This window comes from Microbacterium sp. KNMS (assembly GCF_053851835.1).
This window is the reverse complement of record NZ_JBSQBP010000008.1, coordinates 1-20,929: the sequence shown is the minus strand read 5'-3', so window position 1 is coordinate 20,929 and position 20,929 is coordinate 1. Positions and strand designations below refer to the sequence as shown.

General features: G+C 66.6%; 19 protein-coding genes. 5 read left to right on the top strand and 14 right to left on the bottom strand.

Annotated elements, in window-relative coordinates; genetic code table 11:
* Window positions 1–53 precede the first annotated feature (53 nt).
* The 3 genes from ACWXWW_RS06645 (at window position 54) to ACWXWW_RS06635 (ending at window position 3,833) form a co-directional block, all read left to right on the top strand.
* Window positions 54–1,019, top strand: coding sequence for a LacI family DNA-binding transcriptional regulator (locus ACWXWW_RS06645; protein WP_455969394.1), 966 nt, complete (start codon window positions 54–56; stop codon window positions 1,017–1,019).
* Between the two features lie 52 nt (window positions 1,020–1,071).
* Complete coding sequence (locus tag ACWXWW_RS06640) at window positions 1,072–2,277, top strand: low temperature requirement protein A (RefSeq protein WP_455969393.1); 1,206 nt, start codon at window positions 1,072–1,074, stop codon at window positions 2,275–2,277.
* 149 nt (window positions 2,278–2,426) lie between these two features.
* A complete protein-coding gene (locus ACWXWW_RS06635; RefSeq protein ID WP_455969392.1) occupies window positions 2,427–3,833 on the top strand; it encodes a ricin-type beta-trefoil lectin domain protein in 1,407 nt (468 codons plus the stop codon).
* Between the two features lie 521 nt (window positions 3,834–4,354).
* Here the strand turns inward: ACWXWW_RS06635 and ACWXWW_RS06630 are convergent.
* The 8 genes from ACWXWW_RS06630 to ACWXWW_RS06595 all read right to left on the bottom strand — a co-directional run bounded on the left by ACWXWW_RS06630 (window position 4,355) and on the right by ACWXWW_RS06595 (window position 12,651).
* Window positions 4,355–4,933: a hypothetical protein gene (locus ACWXWW_RS06630; protein ID WP_455969391.1), complete on the bottom strand. Its 579-nt coding sequence runs from the start codon at window positions 4,931–4,933 to the stop codon at window positions 4,355–4,357.
* A 112-nt stretch (window positions 4,934–5,045) separates the two neighbouring features.
* Complete coding sequence (locus ACWXWW_RS06625; RefSeq protein ID WP_243230204.1) at window positions 5,046–5,453, bottom strand: hypothetical protein; 408 nt, start codon at window positions 5,451–5,453, stop codon at window positions 5,046–5,048.
* Between the two features lie 75 nt (window positions 5,454–5,528).
* Window positions 5,529–7,025, bottom strand: coding sequence for a glycoside hydrolase family 32 protein (locus tag ACWXWW_RS06620; RefSeq protein ID WP_455969390.1), 1,497 nt, complete (start codon window positions 7,023–7,025; stop codon window positions 5,529–5,531).
* Window positions 7,022–8,029, bottom strand: a complete 1,008-nt coding sequence (locus ACWXWW_RS06615) for a LacI family DNA-binding transcriptional regulator (protein WP_455969389.1) — start codon at window positions 8,027–8,029, stop codon at window positions 7,022–7,024. The genes ACWXWW_RS06620 and ACWXWW_RS06615 overlap by 4 nt, the downstream gene beginning before the upstream one ends.
* A 74-nt stretch (window positions 8,030–8,103) precedes the next feature.
* On the bottom strand, window positions 8,104–9,579 hold the full coding sequence (locus ACWXWW_RS06610) for a hypothetical protein (RefSeq protein WP_455969388.1): 1,476 nt from the start codon (window positions 9,577–9,579) through the stop codon (window positions 8,104–8,106).
* Between the two features lie 41 nt (window positions 9,580–9,620).
* Complete coding sequence (locus ACWXWW_RS06605) at window positions 9,621–10,457, bottom strand: carbohydrate ABC transporter permease (RefSeq protein ID WP_455969387.1); 837 nt, start codon at window positions 10,455–10,457, stop codon at window positions 9,621–9,623.
* Window positions 10,454–11,329, bottom strand: coding sequence for a carbohydrate ABC transporter permease (locus ACWXWW_RS06600; protein ID WP_455969386.1), 876 nt, complete (start codon window positions 11,327–11,329; stop codon window positions 10,454–10,456). Before ACWXWW_RS06600 ends, ACWXWW_RS06605 begins: the two co-directional genes overlap by 4 nt.
* Entirely contained in the window at window positions 11,326–12,651 is a 1,326-nt protein-coding gene (locus tag ACWXWW_RS06595; RefSeq protein WP_455969385.1) for an ABC transporter substrate-binding protein, read from the bottom strand. Before ACWXWW_RS06595 ends, ACWXWW_RS06600 begins: the two co-directional genes overlap by 4 nt.
* Before the next feature lie 265 nt (window positions 12,652–12,916).
* On the opposite strand from ACWXWW_RS06595, the gene ACWXWW_RS06590 reads away from it, so the two are divergent.
* Complete coding sequence (locus ACWXWW_RS06590; protein ID WP_455969384.1) at window positions 12,917–13,225, top strand: hypothetical protein; 309 nt, start codon at window positions 12,917–12,919, stop codon at window positions 13,223–13,225.
* Between the two features lie 166 nt (window positions 13,226–13,391).
* On the opposite strand, the gene ACWXWW_RS06585 is transcribed toward ACWXWW_RS06590, so the two are convergent.
* From ACWXWW_RS06585 to ACWXWW_RS06560, 6 genes are all read right to left on the bottom strand, one after another.
* A complete protein-coding gene (locus ACWXWW_RS06585) occupies window positions 13,392–14,306 on the bottom strand; it encodes a carbohydrate kinase family protein (RefSeq protein WP_455969383.1) in 915 nt (304 codons plus the stop codon).
* Window positions 14,294–14,620: a putative quinol monooxygenase gene (locus ACWXWW_RS06580; RefSeq protein ID WP_455969382.1), complete on the bottom strand. Its 327-nt coding sequence runs from the start codon at window positions 14,618–14,620 to the stop codon at window positions 14,294–14,296. The genes ACWXWW_RS06585 and ACWXWW_RS06580 overlap by 13 nt, the downstream gene beginning before the upstream one ends.
* Before the next feature lie 141 nt (window positions 14,621–14,761).
* Window positions 14,762–16,159: a glycoside hydrolase family protein gene (locus ACWXWW_RS06575; protein ID WP_243230123.1), complete on the bottom strand. Its 1,398-nt coding sequence runs from the start codon at window positions 16,157–16,159 to the stop codon at window positions 14,762–14,764.
* 54 nt (window positions 16,160–16,213) lie between these two features.
* Entirely contained in the window at window positions 16,214–17,044 is an 831-nt protein-coding gene (locus ACWXWW_RS06570; protein WP_243230122.1) for a carbohydrate ABC transporter permease, read from the bottom strand.
* An 8-nt stretch (window positions 17,045–17,052) separates the two neighbouring features.
* A complete protein-coding gene (locus ACWXWW_RS06565; RefSeq protein ID WP_455969381.1) occupies window positions 17,053–17,976 on the bottom strand; it encodes a carbohydrate ABC transporter permease in 924 nt (307 codons plus the stop codon).
* 26 nt (window positions 17,977–18,002) lie between these two features.
* On the bottom strand, window positions 18,003–19,340 hold the full coding sequence (locus tag ACWXWW_RS06560) for an ABC transporter substrate-binding protein (protein WP_455969380.1): 1,338 nt from the start codon (window positions 19,338–19,340) through the stop codon (window positions 18,003–18,005).
* A 187-nt stretch (window positions 19,341–19,527) separates the two neighbouring features.
* On the opposite strand from ACWXWW_RS06560, the gene ACWXWW_RS06555 reads away from it, so the two are divergent.
* Entirely contained in the window at window positions 19,528–20,532 is a 1,005-nt protein-coding gene (locus ACWXWW_RS06555) for a LacI family DNA-binding transcriptional regulator (protein ID WP_243230102.1), read from the top strand.
* The last annotated feature ends 397 nt before the right edge of the window (window positions 20,533–20,929 follow it).

Here is a 20,929-nt window from a genome sequence, read left to right as displayed (position 1 = left end):
CATCCACGTTTCATGGGCCATCATGGAGAGGCACTCTCCGAAGAAGGGCCCCCGTGACCGCCACACTGACCGATGTCGCTCGCGCCGCCGGCGTGTCTCTCGCGACGGCATCGCGCGCGTTCGGCGAGCCCGACCGGCTGGCGCGCGCGACGCTCGAGCGCGTGCTCGCCGCTGCCGCCGAGCTCGGCTACGCGAACGCGAATGCGAACGGCGGCGAGAAGGCGTTCGGCGTCCTCGTGCCCGACGTCGCGAGTCCCGTCTACGCGACCCTTCTCAAGGGGATCCACGCGCAGGCGTGGCACGGGCGCCACCGTGTCGTGCTGTTCGACACGGACGAGGACGTGCACCGCGAGCGGGAGCAGATCGAGCGCGCCCGCCGGCTGAACGGCATCCTGCTGTGCTCCCCCCGCCTTCCGGATGACGACATCCGCGAGCTCGTCGGCGACACGCCCGCGGTGGTCGTCAACCGCGTCATCGACGGCGTGCCGTCGGTCGTCATGGACACCGAGAACGGCCCTCGGCAGGCCGTCGAGCACCTGGCGGCACTGGGCCACCGTCACATCGCGTACGCGGCGGGACCGCGTCTGTCCTGGGCCGACATCCGTCGCGGCGACGCGATCGCCCGGGCCTGCGAGCGCCAGGGCGTGCGTCTCACGCGTCTGAACCACCAGTCGGCCTCGATCCAGGGCGGTCGCGCGGCAGCCGCGCCCGCACTCGCCAGCGGCGCGACGGCCGTGATCGCCTACAACGACCTCATCGCGCTCGGGATCGACGCGGGGATCGCCGCGCTCGGCAAGAGCTGCCCGGGCGACCTCAGCATCGTCGGCGTGGACGACATCGAGATGGCGTCCGCTCGGCAGCCGGGGCTCACGACAGTGCGTCTCGCGATCGGTCGCTGCGGCTCGCTCGCGGTCGAGGTCCTCCTCGAGGCCATGTCGGGCGGCACGACCCGCGAGCTCGCGAGCCTCGATTCCCAGCTCATCGTGCGCGGATCGACCGCCCCGCCCCGCGGGGACTGAGCTTCCCGGACGAGGCATCGCGACGCCGTCGCTCATGCGGGATGCTGTCGTCATGCACGCGCAGCGCTCCGCCGCCGGGATCGCCCGGCTCGGCCTCCCGCGCGACGTGCTGCGCTCGAGCGGCGCCGACCGCGTGACGCACGTCGAGCTGTTCTTCGATCTCGCGTTCGTGTTCGCGCTCACCCAGCTCTCGACCTACCTCTTCGATCACCGCACGCTCCTCGGAGCGCTCGAGGGTGCCATCCTGCTCTGCGCCGCGTGGTGGACCTGGGTCTCGACGACGTGGGTGACGAACACGCTCGATCCCGCGAAGCTCCCCGTGCGCGTCGCGGTGATCGCCCTCGCCTTCCTCGCGCTGCTCATGGCCGTGGCGACGAAGGAGTCGTTCGGAGACCGCGCGTGGACCTTCGCGCTCGCGTATGTCGCGCTGCAGCTGGGGCGCACGGCGTTCATCGTCTGGGCGACCCTGCGGCATGACCGGCGGATCGCGCACGACTTCACGTGCATCCTCATCTGGACGACGGCGGGCTCGGCCCTCTGGGTCGTGGGCGCACTGCTCCCCCTGCCCGCGCAGCTGCCGCTGTGGATCGCCGCTCTCGGTCTCGAGCTCCTCGGAACGGTGCTCGGCTTCCGCGTGCCCGGCCTCGGCGAGGTCTCCCTCGAGCGCTGGGATCTGTCCGGCGCGCACATCGCCGAGCGCACCTCGCTCTTCGTGCTCATCGCCATCGGAGAGGGGCTCCTCGTCGCGGGGTTCGGCTTCGTCGCGAAGGAGTCGTCGGCGGAGGGCGTGGTCGCGATGGCGTGCGCGTTCGTCACGGCCGCGGCCGCCTGGTGGATCTACTTCGATCACGGCGAGCGGGTGGGAGCCGAGGCGATCGAGAGCTCGGACTCCCCCGGCCGCCTCGCGCGCATCATCTACACGTGGGTGCACCTGCTCATCGTCGGCGGCATCGTGATGCTCTCCGTCGGAGACAAGCAGGCGCTCTCCCACCCGCACGAGCACGGCGTCGTCAGCGCGCTCACGATCACGACCGGCCCGTTCCTCTTCCTCGTGGGGACGGTCGTCTTCCGCGCGCTGATCGAAGGGCGGATGCCACGGGCCCAGTTCGCGGGGGCGATCGCGATGATCGGGGTCGGGATCGCGGGCCTCTTCGCGAGCGCCATCGTGATCACGGTCGCGGTGGCAGCCGTGCTCATCGTTGTCGCCGCGGGAGAGACGATCGAGCGCGTGCATCGCGGACGCCGCGCAGGCGGCTGACGCGGGCGCACTTCTCCCCGGGCACCCTCCTACCCACAGACAGACAGCCCGCCCTCCGGTACGCTGGCCGCGCGGATGTTTGCGCAATCATTGCGCGCCATCCGCTCCCACCCATGGCGCGACGCAGCGCCGGAATGGAGTACCGATCGATGAAGAGAGCACTCGGGATCGCAGTGGCCGCCGGGCTGCTGCTGACCGGCGGGGTCGCCGCCAGCGCGACCGCCGCCCCGACGAGCGGGCCGAAGGGAACGAGCGAGTTCCGCGGCGTGAACTGGGCCGATCCGCGCGACAACTACGCGGACGACGAGGTCGTCCCATCCGGCCTCAGCACGGCCGACGACTACCGCACCACCTACGAGAAGGCGTCGGACATCGTGGCGGAGTTCCGGCACGAGCTGCGTGCGAACACCGTCCGCCTGCCGATCAACCCGTCGAGCGTCGGCACCGAGTGGTGGGACTCGTACCGCGGCGCGATCGACGCCGCCACGCGGCACGGCTTCGACGTCATCCTCAGCTACTGGGAGGCGGACAACGCGAAGGACGGACGAGCCGATGACCCCGCCGCCTTCGACGCCATGTGGGACACCGTCGTCGACGCCTACGAGCGCAACCCGCACGTGTACTTCGAGGTCATGAACGAGCCGTTCGGCTACTCGCTCGACGAGTGGGTCGACCTGAACGTCGACTGGCTCGCGCAGCACTCCGACGTGCCCCGCTCGCGTGTGGTCGTCTCGGGAACGGGCTACAACGACGACGTCACCGGTGTCGGCGCGGCCGAGGAGCTCGACGGAACGCTGCTGTCCCTGCACTTCTATGGGTTCTGGGCGAACCACACGACCGAAGCGGAGTGGAAGCAGAACCTCCTGCCCCGCATCGGGGAGTACGGATGGCGGACGCTCGTGAGCGAGGCCGGCTCGCCGATGACGACGGGGCTGAACTACGGGAACCACGAGGGCGACGTGTCGACGTCGTATCTCGGCGCGCTCACCGAGGTGACCCGTGACCAGGGAATGGGCGTCGTGTACTGGCCGGGCCTGCGCACGAACGACTCGTACACGCTCACCGAGCTCGTCGGCGACGGCGACCTCGAGGTGACGAACGCGTCGGGGCTCGCCCAGCTGCAGTGGGGCTGGGGCCTCCTCAAGGAGGAGCAGCTCAATGAACTGCCGCCCGCCCCTCCCGGCGAGCCGATCGTGAGCGAGCAGCACGGCGTCTGCGTCGACGTGCCCGGCGCCTCGACGACCCCGGGGACCGTGCTCGGGCTGTGGAACTGCAACGGCGGCGCGAACCAGTCGTTCAACACGACCGCGGATGGCGCGCTCACGGTCTACGGGGACATGTGCGTCGACGTCGCGGGATCACCCGCTGCCGGCAGCGGCCTCACGATCGAGGACTGCACCGGTGCCGCGACGCAGCAGTGGGAGTTCCGCGCCGACGGCACGATCGCGAGCCTCGCGGACCCGGCGCTGTGCGTCGCGACCTCCGCGACGGAGTGGTCGCTCGCTCTCGCGAGCTGCGACGCATCGAGCGCGACGCAGCGCTGGAGCCGCGGCTGACGCCATCCGATCGCGCCTGACGCCATCCGCGCGCGGCGCACGCAGCGCCCCGGGAACGACCCGCGTCCCGGGGCGCTGCCGTTCGGGCCTCGCATGTCTCACTCGCCGCGGCCATCCGCCCGCCATTCCCGCGCGAAGCGAGACATGGATCCCGGTCGGTCGCCGGAGCGAGGCAGGTCAGGCCAGGCCGCGGGGCACGAGGCTCCGGCGAGGAGGCCCCGGCATGATGAAGGCTCCGGCGACGACGGGCTGGCACGACGAAGGCTCCGGAGAGGACGACGCTCGCGACGCGACGGGCACCCAGACACGACGAAGCCCCCGCCGAAGCGGGGGCTTGATCTGTAGCAGGAGCGGGGCTTGAACCCGCGACCTCACGTTAATGGCGCAAGGTCCTGTTTCCACCTGATGCCCCTGATTCTATGGCACCGACGCGCTGTTGCTACGAGTTCCTACGGGTAGATACACGGACACAAAGCGGATTTCCGGACACAAAACGGACGACCTTCCGGGGCTGTCTGCGCTCAGATTCGGTAGTCGTCGTGGAGGACCACGCGGGCCAGTTCGATTGCCCCGCCGGGCATCGCCCAGTAGTGAAGGCGCCGCGCAGATGCGGCCTTCTGCTCGACGTACGAGCGCCACGCGGAGGCGCCGTCCTCGCGCTCCGGACCTAGCCGGTGGGCGTCTCGATCTTGCCGGGTCAGCACTCGCACGCAGGCCCGCGCGATCTTGTCACGCAACGCAGGATCTGCACCCGCGACCTCTTCGACGGATGCCGCGAAGCTCCCCGAGAAGGTGAACGGCGCGAGGGGAAGCTCGACCTTCTGCTCGGCGGGGACCTGCTCTGCCCACGTCGTCGTGATTCGGTAGTGCATGACCTCGCACGTGTCGATGAAGTAGCGGCCAAGCCTCATCGGGATATCCGCGGTGCGCTGCTGCTTTCGGGTCTTCGACGCGAGCTGCCGGGCCGTGCTCAGCTCTTTGCTGAGTCCTTCGATCTGCTGGCGCGCGGCGGTGAGCTCCATCGCAAGACCTTCCACCTGCAGTCTCAGCCGGGCTATCTCCGCGTCGTTCTCCGTGAGTTGCGGCGTGGGTGCGGTCACCGCTTCCGGCTCCGGAGTCGAGGTGGTGAAGGTGCCACCGACTCGTCTCGAGACGTTGAAGACCGAGCGTCGGGGAAAGGGCGGGCATGATCATCCACCGTCGCGATCACCCTCACCGATGTACCCACGGATGCCCTTCCGCCATCCACTCGCAGGCCCCGTACGGCCGGCCCTGGGGCTCGTCGTTGTCGTACTGCTGGACGAGCTGTCGCATCTCGTCAGCGGCGGTGATCGGGTCACCATCGAAGATGTACCCGTCGTTCACGTAGATGCGTGCTTGATCCTGGTCGTCACCGGTCGTGTCGATCTGGACGACGGTGTAGAAAATCCTCGACTCTATGGTGTGCCGGTAGGCGTGGAGATCCTCGAAGCGCCCCGCGCGCCGTGTCCGATCTTCCTCGATCGCCTTCGCGAGGAGCGCGCGGACCTGATCACGCGCGAGGGTCTCCACTTGCACGTTCGCCATCACATCGCCGGCGGTGCGCAGGGTTACCTGTCTTACCAAGGGCGTGTCGGTCATGGTTCTCATGTACCCGATCTCGCGCGATGGCGAAGATCATGGTGTCTCGACGCCGCGTGACTCTCAGCACCTGGCTCAGGGTGTCCGATCGCGCGCTTCAGCACGGGCGAGATGCCACCCCTTCACGTCGCGCACGGTGGCGCCATGACTGGGCTCGACGCGGATGCCCGTCGCGTCAGCGCGAGTCGGGTAGACCCGCGTTGTCAGCGCAATGCCGTCGACGAACACTTCGAGTGAGGAGTGGTCGAGGAGGATGCGGACGTCGATGGTCGCGCCGGCTCCGGGTACCTTGCCCCGGTGCGGGGAGGCGTCGACGTTGTCGTCCAGGGACGATCGCGACCGGTCGACGCTCACCTCGATGGTGGACGGGGAACGCCGCAGGGTGATGACTGTTTGTTCGGCCTCGTCGTCGGTGGCGAACACGTCGATCTGCACGGCACCGGCGTCCGGTAGGTCCACCGAGAGCTCTGCTTCGGCTTGCACGGATGACGCGGCGAACCCTGCGCCGTGCGGTTCGAACGCTAGTGGTGCTTCGCGCAGCATGGCGAGTTCCGCGACCGGCTCCTGGCGCACGGTGAGCGTGTCGTCGAGCCAGAGCCGCCGCGGGATGGCCATGGCGCCCGACCACCCGGCGGCGTGCTGTGCCTGCGCGGGGCGGGCTTCTTGCATCCAGGACCACAGCACCCGTCGGCCGGATTCATCGGCGAACGTCTGGGGTGCGTAGGCGTGCCGGCCGCCGAGGTCGAGGCGCTGGTACGCGTGCGCGTCGAACCGGTCGTCACGGTAGGTGCCGCGGACGATCAGGGAGTGACGGGTGACGTCCTCGTGCCATGCCGAGAAGATCAGCAGATGCGGGTCGTGCGTTCTGGCGTCGGGTGGTGCGGAGGTGCCGTCGGGTGTGAAGCGGAAGAAGTCCACGCATTCCCACATCGTGCCGGGCCAGGCGTCGTCGTTCTCGGGAAGTGCGGAGGCGTCGCCGATGATGAGCGGGCCGAGCTCGCGCCAGCGGATGAGGTCGTCGGACTCGTAGAGGAATGCGCACCCGCCTCGGCCGCGCAGACCGCTGCCGATGAGCTGGCGCCACGCCCCGTTCTCACGCCATACGCAGTGATCCCTGAATCCGGTGACGTTGTATCCTGCGGGCGGGGCGGCGATCACCGGGTTGCCCGGTTCTTTCTGCCACCGATCCAGCGATGTGTCGGAGCGCGCCACGCAGGCGGTCTGCGTCGGCGTCGCGGCGGAGTTGCCGGAGTACACGATGGTGGGGGTTCCGTTGTCGTCGACGAGCACTCCCGACCAGCATCCGTCGGCATCGGGACCGCCATCGCTGGGAGACAGAGCGATCGGTCGGTCGTGCCAGCGCACCAGGTCCGTGCTGATCGCATGCCCCCAGCGGATGCGATGATGCTCTGCAGCCAACGGGTTGTACTGATAGAAGAGGTGGAACACGCCGTCGTGTTGCGCGACGCCGTTCGGGTCGTTCAGCCACCCGGCTGGGGAGGTGAAGTGGAACGCGGGCCGGAGCGGGTCGGCGAGTGCCGCCTGTCGGAGGTCGGTGGCAGGTGCAGTCATCGTGGCGGCTCCGCGATCGATCCGCGGTCGCACAGCGACGGTGCCAGGCGCACCACCCGGTGGTCGACGTCGGGGTTGGCGATGCGTGTCAGTACCAGTTCGACGGCGGTGGAACCGATCTGCTCGGTCGGCTGGGCGAGGCAGGTCACGGGATGATCGAGAAGGTCGACCCACTCGATGTCGTCGAATGCCGCGAACGAGACGTCGCTGGGAACGACGAGGTGGAGATCGGACAGCGCCCGTAGGATGCCGAGACTCATCACGTTCGACAGGGAGAAGATCGCTGTCGGCCGGTCCGGCCGGTCAAATAGCCGCGTGGTGGCCTGACGCGCCTGCCCTGCGTCGAAGACGTCCAATACGGCGAGGGATTCGTCGCAGGCGAGACCGCGTTCCGTGTGCGCCTTCCTCCATCCCTGCAACCGTTCGACGGTGCTGCTGTGACCGGCGCGACCTCCGACCACGGCGACGCGTCGATGGCCGGCGTCGAGCATCTGCCCGACGACGTCGGCCACGGAGCCGACGTTTTCCACGAGCACCTGGTCCAGTTCGAGGGGGACCGCCCGGTCGACGAGGACGACGGGCACGCCGATCTGTTCGATCTGCTCGAACGAGACCGGATCCGTCGATGTGGTCGGGGCGACGATCAGCCCGTCGACCTTTCTCTCCACGAGCGCGTCGATCGCTTCGTGCTCGAGCGTCGGGTTCTCGTCGGCGTCGGCGACGAGCAGCGTGTATCCGCGGCTGCGCAGTGCGCTGGCGATGCCTCGCATCACCGCGGTCGAGTACGAGTTCGACACATCGGAGGCGACGAAGCCGATCGACTCCGATGTCGCCGTCCGCAATGCCCGCGCGTACGGGTTGGGACGGTATCCGGTGTTCGCGATCGCGTTGCGCACCTTCTCCACCGTCTCGGGGCGGACATACCGGGTGCCGTTGATGACATGGGACACCGTCGCGGTGGACACCCCGGAGATTCGGGCGACATCCGCGAGCGACGTGGGCATGGTGTCCTTCCCGTGCGTGCGTCGCGCGGACGCCTTCGGGTGAAGCCTACTCGGCCAGGGGCTCACATCGCGTGTCACAGGCTCAGCTCTCGCACACGGATATCCGACACGGTCACGGTTCCTGCGGCTGCGACGAATCCCAGCCGGCCCCGGGGCACATCGTCGAGCGCGAAGCACTGGGTGAGCACGTCATCGATGTAGACCTCGACGAAGGTGCCGCGCACCAGCACCCGGAATTGGCTCCCGTCGGCGCGCAGCGGTGTCGTGCTGACGCCGTCCTCGTCCCAGAACGAGTACCCGTTCGTGCGGCCGATCTCGAAGCGTCCGGCAGCGTCCAGGGTCAGGACTGTCCCATGCCAGGACTGATCCCCCTCGAGGATGATCCCCGCCGCCACGGGACGCTCGTCATATGCGGTGCCCCGCAGAGTCGCTTCGATGCACGCGCCCTGGGCGAAGTCATACCGGAACGGCATCATGGCGTGAGCGTACAGCGGCGCTTCGACGGTCACCGAGCCGTCGGAGCCGACCGTCAGAGATTGTGCGAGTCGGGCTTCGACCAGGTCCACGGTGCGGGGCAGGTCACGCCCGAGCATCGCGTCGTTCCCGGTCCACCAGTGCAGCGAGAGGATGCCGTCCGTGATCTCCGCTTTCTTCAGCGGCGCCATCCAGGTTCCCATCTTCGGCATGACCGTCGCGATGAACCGGCGCGACTCCAACGAGTGGTGGGCGACCAGCAGTTCCTCGCCGCAGGGGTAGAAGCGCGCGAAGTAGGTGTGGTGTCCCATTGACGACACGAGCACGGGGGGCTGGTTCGGGTCGAGTTCGAACGGGCCCTCCTGGGCGTCGGCCCGCAGGACATAGACACCCCCCACTGCCTGGGAGTGATGCTTGGCCCAGTCGAGCCCGAGCGGGATCTCCGCGAGCGCGGCGAACATGAAGTACTGCTCTCCCACGCGGGTGGTGCCGCCGATCTCCAGCCGGTCCGGCCAGGTTCCGGGTTCGATGACCGGGGCGCCCGTGGTGAAGACGATGCCGTCGGGGGACGTGACCGACGCGCAGGTTCCGCGCAGGCCGGCCGGGCCGTCCTTGGCGACGGCGGTCACGTATCCGAAGAAGCCGTCTCCGCTGGCATCCGGGTTCACCCAGATGTTGTCCCAGCGTTGCTGGGAGATCTCCGTCTCGTCGGCGTACCATTCGGTGCTCGCCTGTGACACAGAACGTTCTGCCGGGATGCGCCGCCAGTGCAGGAGGTCGTCCGATTCGGCGAAGAAGATCTCCAGCCGGCCGTTCCTGCTCTCGGAGAAGTTGAAGACGTACTTGTCGCCGGCTTTCCAGGTGTGTCCGGCGCCGAGGTACTCCGCGTCGGGGGCTTTGGTGATGATCATCCCGTGATCGGCGAAGTGCACTCCGTCCGTGGAGGTCGCCAGGCCGATTCCGTCCCACGGACGATCGGGGCGGGAGTTCGCAAGGTAGAACAGGTGGTGGATCCCGTTCTCGTGGTACAGCCACACGTCCCAGAGCGTCGAGTTCGTGGTGGACGAGAAGAGCATTGCTGGTGCCTTTCGGTTGTCGTTCGCGGTGAAGGGTGGGGTTACTTGATGGATCCCTGGGCGATGCCCTGGATGAACTGGCGCTGCAGCAGCACGTAGATGATGATGCTCGGGATGGCGGCGAGCACGGTCGATGCGGCGACCAGCACCGTGTTGGAGGTGAACGCGGTCTTCAAGAACGCGAGCCCCAGTGGCACCGTTCGCAACTGCTCCGTGTTGATGAGCACGAGCGGGATGAGGTAGTCGTTCCACACCGTCAGGAAGGTGAGCACGACGGTCGCAGAGACGGCGGGGCGTGCCAGCGGGAACATCACGCGCAGGAACGCGGTCGTCTCGCTGCCGCCATCGATGAACACCGCTTCGCGCAGTTCGCCGGGAAGGTCTTTGAACGCGGCGCGCATGATGAACACGGCAAGGGGCAGGCATATCGCCGACTCCGCGAGCACGAGTCCGGGCAGCGTGTTGTACAGGCCCAGGCTCTGCTCAATGAACGACAACGCCGTCACGATGCTCACCGCCGGCAACATCAGCCCGATGAGGAAGACCAGGAAGATCGCCTCCCGTCCCCGGAATCGCATCAGCGCGAACGCGTACCCGGCGAGGCTCGAGGCGGCGACGACGATCACCAAGGTCGGGACCGCCACGACGATGCTGTTCAGGATGTACCGGCCGATACCGGCCTCGTTCCAGGCATCGACGAAGTTGCTGAAGAGCCAGTCGTTGGGCAGTCCCAGCGGGTTCGTCGCGAGTTCGGTGTTGCTTTTCAGCGCGATCGACACGATCACCGCGACCGGTGCGAGCGACACGAACGCGACGAGCACGAGGATGACCTGCAGGCCGACCCGCCCGGCCCCCATCTTGATGCTGGTACCACTCATGCGGAATCCCGCTCCCTCGACCGCAGGTAGACGACAGTGGTGATCAGGATGATGAGCACCATGAACATGGCGATCGCCGACCCGTACCCGATGCTGAGGTTCTGGAAGGTCTCGCGGTAGATCTTCGTTCCGAGCACCTCCGTGGCGCCGGCCGGACCACCAGCCGTCATCACGAACACGATGTCGAACACGCGCACCGTGTTGATGAAGACCACCAGCACCACGATGTTCGTCGTGTTCGCGATCGCTGGCAGCGTCACGTAACGGAACCGCTGCCACGCCGATGTGCCATCGACCTTCGCCGCGTCGTACAGCGTCGGATCAACCGCATTCAGCCCCGAGAGAAACAGCGTCATGCAGAAGCCGTACCCGGTCCAGTTCGCCGCCGTGGCCAGCGCGAACAGTGCAAGCTGGGGGTCACCCGTCCAGTTCTGAGCGAACGCGTCCAACCCGACTGCCCGCAATCCGGCGTTCAGGGTGCCGAATGACGGGTGATAAATCCACCCCCACGCCAGCGCCACGACCACGGTCGGCAGCACGTAGGGCAGGAAGTAGATCGCCCGGTACGCCGTCCGCCCTCGAGGTTTCGCCTGTTGCAGGATAATCGCCAGCGCCAGCCCGATCACGATCGGGAAGACCGCGAGCAGCACCCATTTCAGGTTGTTCCACGCCGCCGACCACACCGAACCATCGGTGAACATCCGCACGTAGTTGTCCAGGCCGACCCAGTCGTACCCGGCCGAGAGTCCGTCCCACTTCCAGAAGCTCATCACCGCCGTCTGAACGAGCGGCGCGAGGAGGAAGACACCGTAGATCGCCGCAGCCGGCAGGATGAACAGGTAGGGCGTCAGCTGCCAACGACGCGTATTCACTTCGCCTCAGCCCACGCGGCCTGATCCTTCTTCAGCTGTGCCTGCAGCTGGTCGACGACCTCTTGCGGTGTTGCCGTACCGCCCAGGATCCCTTGCAACCCGGAAACCCACACCTGCGTCTCCTCCGCACTGTTGTTGAACCCGATATCGACCGGGCCGCCGTTGTCACCGGCGTCCTGGATGATCTGCATCGCCTCCTGCTGCGGCCCGGTCATCGTATAGTCGGCAGGGTCGAACGCCATCGCGGGGAACCGCTGATCCTTCTCGATCCAGGACGGGAACGTCGAAGCGTCGGTGAAGCCCTTCACCAGGTCGAGCACAGCCTGACGCTTCTCATCGTTGCCGTCGAGCGAGGACGACAGGAACCAGGCCTTTCCGGTGCCGACGTACGCCTGGAACGGCATGCCGTCCGCGACAGGGAACCCGGTGAACCCGAACGCGAACGCGTCCGGGTTGGCCTTCTCGCATTCGGCCATCGCATTGAACATCCACGGGCCCTTGACCATGAACGCGGTCCCGCCCGAGCAGAAGTCTGCCGTGTGGTTCTCGTCCGGGATGCCGCTGGCATCCGCGGTGAAGTACCCAGCGTCATTCCACTCCTGGAACTTCTGGAGCATCTCCAGCCAGCCATCGTCCGTGTACGCCCCGTCTCCGTCCGATGTCGTGGCGACGATCGTGTCGGTGGGGATGGTCGCGTACCCCAGCGCATGCATCATGTGCAGGCCCGCATAGCAGGGACCACCACACGCGAGCACCATCGGCGTCGTGCCCTCGCCGGACGACCGCACCGTGTCCATCGCGGCCTCCAGATCCTTCAGCGTCTTCGGAACCGCGATCCCGAGCCTGTCGAGGATCACCTTGTTGTACATGAGCCCGACCGTCTCCAGCTCATTGCCCACCGCATAGGGCGTACCCCCATACGTCAGCCGCTGCTGGGTCGAGGGCACCAGGTCATCCCACCCGTTCTCCTCCCAGACATCGTCGAGAGCGGACACCTGCCCCACGTTCACGTAACGCCCGAGGTGGTTCGGCTCGGTGCCCGTATACACCAGATCGGGACCCGACGCCTTCCCGAGCGTGCTCGGGAGCTTCACGTCGAAATCAGCGGTATCCATCACCACAGCGTTGACGGTGTACCCCGGATGCGCGTCCTCGAACTCCGCGATCACCTGCTTCGCGGTCTCCGTCGAGATCCCACCCTCGTAACCCCAGTAGTTGATCGTCTTATCGTCCGCCCCGGACTGCCCTGCGTTACCAGTGCATCCGGTCAGCAACACGCCCGCCGTGATCACGGCGGCGACGCCGCACATCGCTCGTCTCATCTCAATCCTCCATTGGCTTGGTCGAGCTCGCCCGCTACGTAAGCGATTACGTAATCGTTTACGTCGAGTAAAGCGGCGAGAATCGCTGGTGTCAAGAGCACCCTCAAAACTCGACGGGGCTCAGATCGGCGTACCGCGGATGTCGCAATTGGCCCGCGAGCGTGCCATCGTCGACCGCCATCTTCTTCATCTCTTCACCGCTGCAGGCCGGAGCGGGAACGGAGACCATTCCGTCCCGTGTGTAGGGCGCCGAGCGGATCAGAGCATGCGCAGGCAGATCAGGGAACACCACGGCCGTCGTGAACAGGACCAGCAGGTGTTGTATGCGGTATTGGTGGTGTTGTGGCGGCGCCATCCGCGCCGATCATGTCAGGCGGAGCACAGCGAAGGAGTATTTCCCTTCAACGAAGTACGCCCAGGTGTGCATGAATGCGCGGTCCGCGGAGTCGAACTGGATCTGGTCGAGCAGGAGGAATGGGCCGATCCCTCGAGAATCGGAGGCAACAGCATCGCATTCGGCGAGGCCTTCCTCGTAGCGAATCGCGCGATACCGGAGACCCTGTCGCTGCGATGAATCAGTCCGGTCAGGTCGTCACCAGCATGCTGGAACCTCCAGCCGGAGACAAGCCTGGTCGTGCTCCGCTTGCTTGCGACTTCCACGCTCGTCTGGCTAGCGGCTCGCTCTTCCGTGGGCGGCGCGGGCGTGCGCCGAACTGCCTGGGGTCGCTCAAAGCCGGAGTTCAGACGAGTTCGCTCCGGTGTGGTGGGTTCGCTCCGCGTCTGGACACGGTGACTGCTGCTGCTCGTGCGGCCCAGTCGAGGATCGATGTGAGGTGGCTCGTGTCTGTGGTTCGCAGAGCTGCGCGAGCGTTGCCGGTTGCCCAGCCCACGTCGATCAGTCCGTCGATGATGGCGCCCATGAAGGTGTCTCCCGCTCCGACGGTGTCCACGACGTCGGCTGGACGGCCCGGCACGTGGGCTTCCCCTGATTCCGTGATGGCGAAGGCGCCGTTCGCACCCTCCGTCACGATGACGATCGCAGGTCCCGATCGGTGCCAGGCGCGGGCGGATGCGCGAGGGTCACGGTCGGGGTAGAGCCACCGAAGGTCTTCATCGCTGGCTTTGACCACGTCTGCGCGCCGGACGAGTGCTTCCACTTGTTGCCGTGCGATGTCGTGATCGGGGATGAGGGCGGGGCGGATGTTGGGATCGTAGGTAATCAGCGCGTCATCGTGCTGCTGGTCAAGCAGCCGGAGCAGGTCTGTTGCCCCGGGCTCGAGCAGGCCGGCGATGGATCCGACGTGCACGAGATCCACTCGATCCGGGTGGGCGCCGGCGAGGGTCCATTCGATATCGAAGACGTAGGTGGCCGCTCCTGCCGCGTCCAGTTCCGCGGTCGCGGTCGCTGTCCGTGCGATCTCGATGGGCACGGCTGTGACGCCGGACTCGGCAAGCCATTTCCGCAGGAGCTGACCGTGGTCGTCGTGGCCCAGCGCGGTGAGCAGCTGGGGGGATCGTCCGAGGCGGCCAAGGGTGATCGCGACGTTCGCGGGACTGCCGCCGGGGTTCTCGTCGATCGTGCCGTCGGCACGGTGGACGACGTCGATCAGAGCTTCGCCGATGACGAGGACTCGGGGGGCGATCATGGCCGCCATCCCGAGACCGAGGCAGGACTGAGGAAGCTGAGCGTGCTGCCCTCTCCGACGATGTGGTCGGCGAGACGCGCGTTGAATGTCGTTCCCGCGTCCGCGCGAAGGTGCGCGTCGAATGCCTCCTGGTCGCGGTACACCTCGAACACGAAGAAGTCCGCAAGCGAGTCCGCTCTCCGGTACACGTCGAAGACGATGTTGCCGGGCTCGTCGCGGACGCACTCGGCGTAGTCACCGATCAGCCGCATGACCTCGTCCTCGGATCCGGGACGGGCGGTGAACTCGGCGTGCAGGACAACGGGGTGATCGACTGTGGGCATCTTCGTCCTCTCGTGAAGATTCTGCTGGTGCACACCCCACGGGTCTGGGTGTGCACCAGACGGGTCTGCGTGTGCGACGGCGTGCAAGCGAACGGCGGGAGGCCACGGTGCCCACGACGGGCCGTGGCCTCCCGCATGTGTTCACGGGGTGGTGGAGATGACGACGTCCCCGACGGCGATCGCACCGTCGGCAACTTCGATCGACAGCTGCGAACCTGCGGGAGCGTTGAAGCGTGCGTTCAGGGCCACGTCGTCGATGTACAGCGTCGCGATGTCACCGTCGAAGACCAGCGCGACATCGTGTTCTGCGCCGTCGTCGATGGAGAGCGGGCGGTCCAGATCGCGGTTGTCGAACTGCCCCCACGGCCAGTTCGGGAACCGGTCGAACTCCAGACGCCCCTCGGCGGCGCGCAACGCGAACTGGTAGCCGGCCTGCGCGGTCGGGTCTTCCCCGAAACGGATGTTCACCACCCGTGTGCCGGGGTCCACGCGCAGTGTCGTCGAGACGAGCGCCGTCTGCGGAACATCGGCGGCGAGCACCTCCTGCGCGGCTCCGTCGCGACGGTCGAGAGCGAACCCAGGGGTGGTCGACACGGTTCGTGATGCGAGGTGTGCCGAGACCGCGTCGGGGATCTTCGTCCCCAGCGTCCCATCGGGCCGCACGACGATCTCGTGGATCACCAGGGTGCCGCCCCACTGCCACGTCTTGGTGTCGTCGTCGTCCCAGCGGGTGGGCACCCAGCCGACCAGGTAGCGGCGCTCGCCGTCGGAGACCGAGCGGGCGGCGTAGTAGGCGCGCCCGTCGAAGGCGTCGTCGACGGGCGCCTCCCACGGCCCGTCCAGCGATCGCGCGCGACGGTAGATGGTCTTGGACTTGTCGGAGTACTCGGTGACCAGGTGGTACCACCAGTCGCCCTCACGGAAGAGGTCGGGCATCTCGTGCATCGTGTACAGCCCGGGCGCCCAGAAGTCTCCCTGGAACTCCCAGGTCTCCAGGTCCTTCGAGGTGAACGCGACCGTGCTTCCGGTCGCCTGCGTCTTCGGACCGGCCTTGCGGGCGCCGAGGATCATCAGGTACTCACCGCGCTCGGCATCCCAGATCACCCACGGGTCTCGCCAGTCGTCGGGGTCGTACCCGGGCTGCGGTGCGACAACGGCCTTGTCGGTCTTGGTCCAGTGGATGAGGTCGTCGCTCTCCGCGATCATGAGCACCTGAGAGGGCTTGCCCGCGGCTTCGAAGTGGTCGCGGTTGTAGCCGGTGTACATGGCGATGAACTTGCCGTTCGCGCGGATGACGGATCCGGCGAAGATGAACTGGTCCTGGTCGTGGTCTCCGCCGCGCACGATGGCGTCGCCGAGGTCTTCGTAGGTGACGAAGTCGGTGGTGCGTGCCAGCGCCCAGCCGAACGGCTCGCAGTTCGGCAACGGTCCCGGATTGCGCAGATCTCTCTGGTGGAAGAGATAGAACGCGCCGTCATGATGGATCGGCATGCAGTCGCCGAACCAGGTTCCGGGATGCTGGTAGTAGACCTCGGGCATGGATTCTCCTTTGTGGGGTGATGGGACAGATCGAGATGGGTGCGGGGACGAGGGTCAGATCTTGGCGCCGCCGAGGCTGGAGGCGAACACCCGCTGGAACAGCAGGAACACGATCACGGTGGGCAGTGAGACGAACAGGGCCCCGGCGAGGACCACCGGCGGGCCGACGGTGCCGTAGTTCGACTGCAGACCAGCCAGCGCCGCCATCACGGGGCGGATCTCCTCGGAGTAGCTGAGGGTGATGCCGAACAGCAGTTCGTTCCACACCCAGACGAACTGGAAGATGAACGCCGCGGCCAGCGCCGACTTCGACAGCGGCAGGAAGAACCGGGTGAACACGGTCCACCAGTTCGCGCCGTCCAGCTGCGCAGCCTCGTTGATCTCGGGTGGGACCGACAGCATGTGGTTGCGCATGATGAAGAACGAGAACGGCACGCAGGTCGCGACATAGATCAGGAACAGGCCCCACCGGGTGTCATACAGCCCGGTCTCGGCGTAGCCGGTGAACAGCGGACGCAGGAATGCCTGGGCGGGAAACAGCGCGCCCGAGTAGATCAGCCAGAACCAGAACGTGCGCCACCCGCCCGGGATGGCCGAGACGGCGAACCCGGCCAGGGCCGCGACGAGGACGGCGAGCGCGCCGGCGACGACGGCGTACAGCAGGGAGTTCATCAGGGATGGTCCGAGGTCCACCGCCTGCCAGGCGATGGCGATGTTCTCGAACAGGGCGAAGTCCTTCGGGAACCAGGCGACTTCGCCGTTGTAGGCCTGGTTGGACGTGAAGGCGTTCACGACGATCAGGTAGGTCGGAATGAACCAGAGCACGGCGATCAGGATGATCAGCGCCGAGCGCAGCGCGGTACCCGCGCGGAATGTGGTCTTCATGATGGGTCTCAATCGTTCTTGAGCTGTTTGCGCAGGTAGGTGACCGAGACGGCCACGACGACGATCGTGAGGACGACGGCGATCGCGGCGCCGGAACCGGGGCGCTGCAGCACGAAGCTCTGCCAGTACATCGACACGGCCAGCGTCTCGGTGGCCCGGCCGGGACCGCCGTTGGTGAGCACCCAGATTAGATCGAAGGACTTCAGCCCGTTGGCGAGGCTGATGCCCATCACCACGGCGGTGGTGCCGCGCAACTGCGGGAGCACGATCTGGAAGAACCGTTTCGCGCCGTCGACGCCGTCCAGCGAGGCTGCCTCGAGTGTCTCGCGGGGGATGCCCTGGAGGCCAACGAGGTAGAGGATCACGGCCACACCCGACGCCTGCCAGGAGTTCGCGAGGATCAGCATGATCGTGTTCCCCGGCCACTCCAGCAGCCATGGCTGTGCCAGGGCGCCGAGGCCGATGCCCCGCAGGAACGAGTTCAGTGCGCCGGAGTCCTGCAGCACGAAGTTCCACACCACCGCGACCGCGGTCCCCGACAGGGCATACGGCAGCACGATCGCGAGGCGGGCCCACTTGCCCCAGTTCACGGAGTTGGTCAGCGCCGCGATCGCCAGGCCCAGGCCGACGGGGACGATCACTGTTCCGACCAGCCACATCAGGGTGTTGACGAGCGACTTCACGATCACCGGGTCGGAGATCAGACGCACATACGAGGCGAGCCAGTTGAACTGCGGGTCGATGATCGCGTCGTCGAAGAGGCTGCGCCACACGGTCGCGAAGAACGGTACCAGGCTCAGAATCCCGACCAGCGCGACCGCGGGCAGCAGGAACAGCAGCCGCGGACGACCTCGGGTGATCCGATCACGCCGGCGCAGCGCGGCAGCGTTGTCGCCTTGCGGGGCGCGGCCGCGCCGCCCGGTGCCGGTCACCAGCGCTCGGGTCTCACTGGGTGCGCTCATCGCGTGGCCTCCGTCCAGTAGGACCATTCGGATTCCGCCTTCTGCTGCAGCGAGCGCAGCACGCCGGCGGGATCGGTCGGATTCGCCATGAAGCCGCCGAGGTCCTGCGTGACGCCGACGACGAGGGGAGGCGGTGAGGCCTCCCAGTACCGGTTGACGACCTGAACCTGGTCGCGGCGAATCTCGGTCTGCAGGCGCTGGCTGATCTTGTCCGTCCACTTCACCGTCGGATTCGCGGAGGAACCCGACAGGAAGTCCGACCACGGCTGCTGCACCTGCGGATCCAGCCACGACGCCATCGCCTTGGTCACACCGGCAACGTGCGGGGACCGCCGCGGAACGACCAGGCCGGCGACCTCTGTCACCACCGCCTGGGGGTCACCGTTGACCATCGGCAGCAGGAACGCGTCGTAGTCCTCACCGGACTTCATGCCGAGCTTCTGCAGATTCTGGGAGCTCCAGCTCACCGGCGTCGGCCACATCCCGATCTTCTCGTTCTGCAACATGCCCGCGAAGTTGTCGCTGAGCGAGTCCGCGGAGGTGTGATATCCCTTCCCGATCATCTCCTGCCACAGGGCCATCAGGCCCTCGGCCTCCTCGTCCTGGAACGATGCCCGGTTCTCGCACAGCCGAACGAACCACTCCGGGTCGTACGCGGTGGAGAGCATGCTGAACCAGTTCGCGACCGGCCAGATGTTCACCTGTGTGGTCCCGATCGGCGTGATACCCGCAGCCTTCAGCGTCTCGCAGACATCGATGAACGCGTCCCACGTCGTCGGAACAGACAGCCCCAACCTGTCGAACACCGCGACGTTGTAGAACATCACGTAGAAGCCCTGGATCAACGGCAGCCCGTACACGCCATCACGGAACGTGAACGCAGACCGCAACGAATCGTCGAGCCAGCCCTGCGCCACAGATGCCTCCCACGCGCTCGTGAGGTCGGCCAGACCTCCCGTGCGGGCAAGATCCTGCATCCGGAAGCCGCTGCCCCACTTCACCAGGTCCGGCGGATTCTTCGTCTGCAACAGCGAACGGACCACCTGCTCGTACGCGGTGGCATTCGGGATCGTCTGCGGATCGATCGACCATCCCGTCTTCTTCACCAGCTCGGCACCGGCAGACTCGTACCCCGGGCCCCAGGATGCCGCATCGTTGAAGAACTGAATCGCACCACCCTTACCCGGCGAAGGCGACTCGGCACCGGTACAGCCGGCGAGCACAAGCCCGAGACCAGCCAACCCTGCGCCGAGGAGGAACTCACGTCGCTGCATTGCGATGCCCCTTTCTCTGACGACGTTGTCAGGATGAGTCGCACACATCGCCACGCTCATCCGTCGCTCCCACACACGATAGATTCCACCGCCAGCCCGGATCCATCGGGATTCGGCCGCAAACCCCCATGAACTACTGCTGCCCGGAGGCCGAAGTCCGCGTCATTTCGCATCTGACATCGATGACAGAAAATAGGACCTCTAGACTGTGATTCCGAACGGCGATCGCACGACACAGGAGGACGGGATGAGCGGGGACCGCGCGACCATGAAGGACGTCGCCCGACACGCGGGCGTGAGCACGAAGACGGTCTCCCGCGTGCTGAACAAGGAAGTGTACGTCTCCGACAGCATCCGCGAACGGGTGCAAGCCGCGATGCGAGACCTCTCCTACCGCCCCAATCCCGCAGCGCAGGGCCTACGCCGCTCATCGTCCGGATCCATCGCCTTCGTCTGCGAAGACATCTCAGAACCCTTCGCCGCACAGCTCGCGCTCAGCATCGAACACGCCGTCGGCGACCGGTACGTCGTGATCATCGCATCCATGCTCGGCGACGCCAAACGGGAACGGGAGACGCTTGAATCCCTGGCCGCCGGACACGTCGACGGCATCGTCCTCGGCCCCACCCCCGCACCGAAGCCATACCTCGCCCGGCTCCTGCACAGCACACCCATCGTCTGTCTCGACCGCCCCGCCCGAGGACACGAGACCGACGTCGTCCTCTCCGACAACGTCGGCGGCATGACCGCAGCCGTCAACCACCTGATCGCCAAGGGACACGAGCGCATCGCCTACCTCGGCGACGCCGAAGACGTCTTCACCCAACGCGAACGACTCGCCGGATACCGCTCCGCACTGCTCGAAGCAGGAATCACACCAGACCCGTCACTGATCTACCAGCACACCCCCGACAGCCCGCGCATCGCGAAACAACTCACCTGGCTCAGCCAGACACCCGAACCGCCAACCGCATTCGTCTCCGGGAACTCGCTCACCACCCTCGCGATGATCCACGCCGGATTCGACGTCGCCTCCGCGTCCTTCATCGCCTTCGACGACTTCCCGCTCGCCGACGTCTTCGGCGGCGGAATCAACGTTATCGCCCAAGATCCCGACGCACTGGGAACCGAAGCCGTACATACCCTGCTCCGACGCATCGACAACGACGCTGCACCGGTGAAAACCACGCGAATCGGAACACGACTCGTCATCAGATCCCATGCCGTACACGAAACTCCCCCGGGATCTTGACACTGCTATCCAAATTGGGCCTGGAGGGCACCCGCCGACTGCGGTACGTTCTTGCCGCAGCCGCCGGCCTGACATCCCCCGGCAGAGTATCTAATCCCGGCCAACCAGCCGCTCTGGCGGCATGTCTGTTTTGGGTGCCGAGCCGCGGCGCAGAAGTGCCTCCCACTGTTCAAACCGGCATCTGACCGCCTCGATCGTGAGCTGTGCCCCTGGCTTCGGTGTCCGTCCCGAGACGCCCCACACCACGATGCGAAGTCTCTGGATCCTGCCGTCCGGCGCGGTCCGTGGGGTCTGCTGAACGAATTGGTGACAGTTTCGGTTAGGACGTGTTGCTAAATCCATTGCAGAGCGGCGGAGAGGCAGAGTCCTGCCGCGTATGACCGGGCGGTCTTGTCGT

Coding starts and splice junctions, on each gene's coding strand:
- ACWXWW_RS06555 (WP_243230102.1), top strand. CDS start 19,528: ATGAGCGGGGACCGCGCGACCATGAAGGACGTCGCCCGACACGCGGGC.
- ACWXWW_RS06620 (WP_455969390.1), bottom strand. CDS start 7,025: ATGACTGCACCTGCCACCGACCTCCGACAGGCGGCACTCGCCGACCCG.
- ACWXWW_RS06595 (WP_455969385.1), bottom strand. CDS start 12,651: ATGAGACGAGCGATGTGCGGCGTCGCCGCCGTGATCACGGCGGGCGTG.
- ACWXWW_RS06610 (WP_455969388.1), bottom strand. CDS start 9,579: ATGCTCTTCTCGTCCACCACGAACTCGACGCTCTGGGACGTGTGGCTG.
- ACWXWW_RS06635 (WP_455969392.1), top strand. CDS start 2,427: ATGAAGAGAGCACTCGGGATCGCAGTGGCCGCCGGGCTGCTGCTGACC.
- ACWXWW_RS06575 (WP_243230123.1), bottom strand. CDS start 16,159: ATGCCCGAGGTCTACTACCAGCATCCCGGAACCTGGTTCGGCGACTGC.
- ACWXWW_RS06590 (WP_455969384.1), top strand. CDS start 12,917: ATGCGCAGGCAGATCAGGGAACACCACGGCCGTCGTGAACAGGACCAG.
- ACWXWW_RS06615 (WP_455969389.1), bottom strand. CDS start 8,029: ATGCCCACGTCGCTCGCGGATGTCGCCCGAATCTCCGGGGTGTCCACC.
- ACWXWW_RS06580 (WP_455969382.1), bottom strand. CDS start 14,620: ATGCCCACAGTCGATCACCCCGTTGTCCTGCACGCCGAGTTCACCGCC.
- ACWXWW_RS06640 (WP_455969393.1), top strand. CDS start 1,072: ATGCACGCGCAGCGCTCCGCCGCCGGGATCGCCCGGCTCGGCCTCCCG.
- ACWXWW_RS06585 (WP_455969383.1), bottom strand. CDS start 14,306: ATGGCGGCCATGATCGCCCCCCGAGTCCTCGTCATCGGCGAAGCTCTG.
- ACWXWW_RS06560 (WP_455969380.1), bottom strand. CDS start 19,340: ATGAGCGTGGCGATGTGTGCGACTCATCCTGACAACGTCGTCAGAGAA.
- ACWXWW_RS06570 (WP_243230122.1), bottom strand. CDS start 17,044: ATGAAGACCACATTCCGCGCGGGTACCGCGCTGCGCTCGGCGCTGATC.
- ACWXWW_RS06625 (WP_243230204.1), bottom strand. CDS start 5,453: ATGACCGACACGCCCTTGGTAAGACAGGTAACCCTGCGCACCGCCGGC.
- ACWXWW_RS06605 (WP_455969387.1), bottom strand. CDS start 10,457: ATGAGTGGTACCAGCATCAAGATGGGGGCCGGGCGGGTCGGCCTGCAG.